General features: G+C 71.6%; 6 protein-coding genes. 4 read left to right on the forward strand and 2 right to left on the reverse strand.

Annotated elements, in window-relative coordinates; all coding sequences use genetic code 11:
- Positions 1 to 36: 36 nt before the first annotated feature.
- Positions 37 to 207 (reverse strand): hypothetical protein, encoded by a 171-nt coding sequence (locus DLJ47_RS36395; protein WP_199236007.1) that lies wholly within the window; start codon positions 205 to 207, stop codon positions 37 to 39.
- Positions 208 to 416: 209 nt separating this feature from the next.
- On the opposite strand from DLJ47_RS36395, the gene DLJ47_RS26290 reads away from it, so the two are divergent.
- On the forward strand, positions 417 to 1,106 hold the full coding sequence (locus DLJ47_RS26290) for a DUF4191 domain-containing protein (RefSeq protein WP_109903806.1): 690 nt from the start codon (positions 417 to 419) through the stop codon (positions 1,104 to 1,106).
- 143 nt (positions 1,107 to 1,249) lie between these two features.
- Here the strand turns inward: DLJ47_RS26290 and DLJ47_RS26295 are convergent, their stop codons facing one another.
- Positions 1,250 to 1,642 (reverse strand): RDD family protein, encoded by a 393-nt coding sequence (locus DLJ47_RS26295; RefSeq protein ID WP_199236008.1) that lies wholly within the window; start codon positions 1,640 to 1,642, stop codon positions 1,250 to 1,252.
- A gap of 264 nt (positions 1,643 to 1,906) precedes the next feature.
- Between DLJ47_RS26295 and glnA the strand changes: the two genes are divergently transcribed.
- The 3 genes from glnA to DLJ47_RS35930 all read left to right on the forward strand — a co-directional run.
- Entirely contained in the window at positions 1,907 to 3,331 is a 1,425-nt protein-coding gene (gene glnA, locus DLJ47_RS26300) for a type I glutamate--ammonia ligase (protein ID WP_109903808.1), read from the forward strand.
- Positions 3,332 to 3,463: 132 nt separating this feature from the next.
- Positions 3,464 to 3,829, forward strand: coding sequence for a PadR family transcriptional regulator (locus DLJ47_RS26305; RefSeq protein ID WP_109903810.1), 366 nt, complete (start codon positions 3,464 to 3,466; stop codon positions 3,827 to 3,829).
- A partial coding sequence (locus DLJ47_RS35930; RefSeq protein ID WP_158289898.1) for a GlsB/YeaQ/YmgE family stress response membrane protein occupies positions 3,826 to 4,778 on the forward strand: 953 nt, incomplete at its 3' end. The genes DLJ47_RS26305 and DLJ47_RS35930, both read left to right, overlap by 4 nt.

Raw genomic sequence — 4,778 nt, forward strand, 5'->3', positions numbered from 1 at the left:
GGCGGGCAGCGCCGGCCGCCGGTGGGGCGGGGGCGGTCACCGGCGGGCGTCGTCGGTACGGTCCGCCTGGTGGCGGCGGCCCAGCCAGCCGCGTCCGCCGCGGCGGGCAATCGACCGGGCGAGCCGGTCCGCCGCCGCCTCGGCACGCAACTCGGCGGCGTGCGTGCGGTGCAGGGAGAGGATGAATTCCGCGTCGTTGCCGAACATGTCGGGCTCCTGTCGTGCGTCTCGGTCATCTGCTGACTTTGACTTTCCGCGCGAAGGTGGCCCCGGGGCATGGGCACGGTGCCTGATCTTCGCCCGCTCCCCCTCCTTACGCCGGGGCTCACCCGGCCGGCCGGCGACGTAAGGTACTCAGTCCACCGACCACCGGCCGCGGATCAACCCGGCGGGCGCCGACCACTAGACTCTGGGACATGGCAAAGCCCCAGGAGAAGGTCTCGTTCGGCCAGCGGCTGAAGCAGATCGGGTTGGTGTTCAAGTTCACCGCCAAGCAGGACAGGTGGTTCGCCCCGCTGGCCGCCGGCGCGGTGCTGATCCCGCTCGCGCTCACCGTGGTCGCGGTGGTCCTGTGGGGCTGGATCTGGCTGCCGATCGGCATCCTGCTGGCGCTGCTCGCGCTGCTGATCGTGCTCAACCTGCGGTCCAACAAGGCGATGATGAACGCCGCCGAGGGCCAGCCGGGCGCGGCGGCCCAGATCATGGAGAGCATGCGGGGCGACTGGCGGGTGACGCCGGCCGTCAGCTCGACCACCCAGATGGACATGGTGCACCTGGTGATCGGCCGTCCCGGGGTGATCCTGCTGGCCGAGGGCAACCCGCAGCGGGTGCGCGGGCTGCTCGGCCAGGAGAAGCGCCGGCTGGCCAAGGTGATCGGCACGGCGCCGCTCTACGACTACGTCATCGGTCAGGACGAGGGCGAGCTGCCCATCCGCAAGCTGCGGATGACGCTGATGCGGCTGCCGCGCAACCTCAGCGGCAAGGACGTCAACTCGCTGGACAAGCGGCTCAAGGCGCTCACCGCCCGGCCGCAGATGCCCAAGGGCGCGATCCCGAAGAACATGCGGCCCCCGCGGGGCGCCTTCCGCCAGACGCGCGGCCGCTGACCCAGCACGTACGCGAGGAGCCGGGCCCGGTGGGCCCGGCTCCTCGCGTAAGTGCCTCGCTGCGCTCTTGATCGCCTGACGGTGGGCAGGGAGAAGTGGCCGTTTCCGCCCTGCTCAGCGACAGACGATCGTGGTGCTCTGCGTCAGACGGCGGTGACGACCGAGCCGGTGAGGCGGTCGTGCAGCCCGCGGCGGTGCCCGTCCATCAGCAGCGCCGGCACCACCAGGGCCAGCAGCAGGCCGCGCAGCAGGGCCCGGAGCAGGCCGATCCGGCCGCCGTCGGCCCAGGCGACGCAGCGGATCCTCGTGATGTACATGCCGGGGGTCTGCGCGAACAGGCCGAGGAAGAAGCCGTACTCGAGCACCAGCACCAGCACCGGCGCCCAGCTGTCGCGTACCGGGTCGGCGAAGAAGTTCGAGACCAGCAGGCAGAGCACCCAGTCGATGATCAACGCGCCGAACCGGCGGCCCAGGCTCGGCGGGGTGAAGGTGGGATCCGCGGCGGGCGGCACGGGGCGAGCATGCGGCGTGGTCACAGCGGTCAGGGTAGTCAGGCCCTTCGGGCGGTTCCCGGCTGGGACCGGCCGACCCACCGCGCAAAAAGGGACCAACCGCCTCAAGTCTCAATACACTGGCACAGCCGGTCGGTTCCGGCCGGCGGTCCCGCCCCGGTTGACCGGCGCGGATGACGCTCCGCGAGGGACGTAACACGGCAGAAACACTCAAGACACGGCCGGGCAACCGCGCGGCCATAGCGTCGCCAGAAGCCTAGCCACCCCGTGGACGTGCCAGGAGGACGTGTGTTCGCCAATCCCGAGGAACTCCTGCGATACCTCAAGAACGAGGACGTGAAGTTCGTCGACGTACGTTTCTGTGACCTGCCCGGCGTGATGCAGCACTTCAACCTGCCGGTCGAATCCGTCGCCGACGACCTCTTCACCGACGGGCTCGCGTTCGACGGCTCGTCGATCCGCGGCTTCCAGGCGATCCACGAGTCGGACATGCTCCTGCTCCCGGACGTCGCCACCGCCTTCATCGACCCGTTCCGGGCGCAGAAGACCCTCGCGCTCAACTTCTTCATCCACGACCCGTTCACCCGCGAGGCCTACAGCCGGGACCCGCGCAACGTGGCGAAGAAGGCCGAGGCCTACCTGGCCGCGAGCGGCATCGCCGACACCGCCTACTTCGGCCCCGAGGCGGAGTTCTACATCTTCGACTCGATCCGCCACGAGACCTCGGCGCACCAGGCGTACTACTACATCGACTCGATCGAGGGCGCCTGGAACACCGGCCGCGAGGAGGAGGGCGGCAACCGCGGTTACAAGACCGCGTACAAGGGCGGCTACTTCCCGGTGCCGCCGGTCGACCACTACGCCGACCTGCGCGACAGGATCGTGCGCCGGCTGGTCGACACCGGCTTCACCGTGGAGCGCTCGCACCACGAGGTGGGCACCGCGGGCCAGGCCGAGATCAACTACAAGTTCTCCACCCTGCTGCACGCCGGCGACCAGCTCCAGCTCTTCAAGTACATCGTGAAGAACGAGGCCTGGGCGAACGGCAAGACCGCCACCTTCATGCCGAAGCCGCTCTTCGGCGACAACGGCTCCGGCATGCACACCCACCAGAGCCTGTGGCTGAACGGCGAGCCGCTGTTCTACGACGAGACCGGCTACGCCGGCCTCTCCGACACCGCCCGCTGGTACATCGGTGGTCTGCTGCACCACGCGCCGTCGCTGCTGGCGTTCACCAACCCGACGGTCAACTCCTACCGCCGGTTGGTGCCGGGCTTCGAGGCGCCGGTCAACCTGGTCTACTCGCAGCGCAACCGCTCCGCCTGCACCCGTATCCCGGTCACCGGCAGCAACCCGAAGGCCAAGCGGGTCGAGTTCCGGGTGCCGGACCCGTCGGCCAACGTCTACCTCGCCTTCTCGGCGATGCTGATGGCCGGCCTGGACGGCATCAAGAACAAGATCGAGCCGCCGGCGCCGATCGACAAGGACCTGTACGACCTGCCGCCGGAGGAGTGGGGCGACGTCAAGCAGGTGCCGGGCTCGCTGCCCGCCGTGCTCGACTCGCTCGAGGCCGACCACGACTACCTGCTCGACGGCGGCGTCTTCACGCCGGACCTGATCTCGACCTGGATCGACTGGAAGCGGACCAACGAGGTCGACCCGGTGCGCCTGCGCCCGACCCCGCACGAGTTCGCGCTCTACTTCGACTGCTGAGCACCCAGCAGCAACCGGCCGGGCCGGCCCCGCAGCACGCGGGGCCGGCCCGGCCGCTTTGCCGCCCGTGGGCCCGACGCACCCTCATGTAACGCCCCCCGATATACCTTCGTGTCCGTTATATTGGCGGGCATGGACACACCGCTGCGGGAACCCACGTTCCTGATCCTCACCGCGCTCGCGGGCGAGCCGATGCACGGCTACGGCCTGATCCGTGAGGTGGCCGCCCTCTCCGAGGGTCGCGTCTCGCTGCGCCCCGGCACGCTCTACGGGGCGCTCGACCGACTGGTCGACGCCGGCCTGGTCGAGGTCGACCGGGAGGAGGTGGTGGACGGCCGGCTGCGCCGCTACTACCGCCTCTCCCTCGCCGGGGACGCCACCCTGACCGCCGAGACCGAGCGGCTGCGCCGCAACGTCGAGGCGGCCACCGCCCGGCTGCGCGCGCGCTCCCGCACCGCCCGGCCGCTCGCCCCGCGTACCGCCGGAGGGCTGGCATGAGCGAGCTGGAGCGGCGCTACCTGCGATTGCTGCGGGCTTACCCCGCGAACTACCGGCGCGCCCGCGGCGCGGAGATCGTCGGCACCTACCTCGACCTCGCCGGCCCGAACCGGCGGTGGCCCTCCGCGGGAGACACTGTCGACCTCCTGCGCGGCGGCCTCCGTCAGCGGCTGCGCGCCGCCGGCGCCGCCGACCTGCTGCCGGGCGTACGCCTGGCCGCCGTCCTCGCGTTCCTCACCGCCACCTCGCTCGCGGCGGCCTGGTCGGTGCTGGAGCTGCGACCCCCGGCCGACCTCAGCCTGCCCGCCGCGAGGCCGTTCGTCTCGCTCGGCATCGGGGCGTGGATCGGCTGGCTGCTCGCCGCGGTCGGTTACGCGCTGGCCCCCGGTCGCTGGGCCCGCCGCGCCGTCGCGCTCGCCCTGCTCCTCACCCTCGGCCTCGTTCCCGCCGCCCCGTTGGTCGGCCTGCCCCGCCCGCCGCTGTTCGTCCTGCTGCCGCAGATCGCGTTGGGCCTGGTCGCGCTCGGCCTACCGGACGCGCTGCCGGCGCCGCTACGGGCGGCGCCACCGGTCGCCGTGGGCGTCGTCGCCCTCGCGGGGACCAACCTGCATCTGCTGTCCCCGGAGAGGTTCGGTGGGAGCTACTACATCTCGACGGCCGTGCCGGTGCTGCCGGTTGCCGCCGTCGCGCTGCTCGCGGTGGCGCTGCTGCTGGCGGCCGGGTTCGCCGTGCGCACCGATCACCGGGGCGTCTGGGCGGCGCTGATCCTGCTCACCCCCATCGGTCTGCTCGCGCTGCAGCCGCTGGCAGGAGCGATGGACGGGGTCGGCACGACCGTCGCGGTCTGGTCCGAACTCGCCGCGACGGCCGTCGTGATCGGGGTGGCCGGGCCCGCGCGCCGTGCCGGTGACCCGGGCGGTGGCCCTGCTGCTGCTCGCCGTGCTGCTGG

Source organism: Micromonospora sp. S4605, from assembly GCF_003176715.1.
Lineage (GTDB): Bacteria > Actinomycetota > Actinomycetes > Mycobacteriales > Micromonosporaceae > Micromonospora > Micromonospora echinaurantiaca.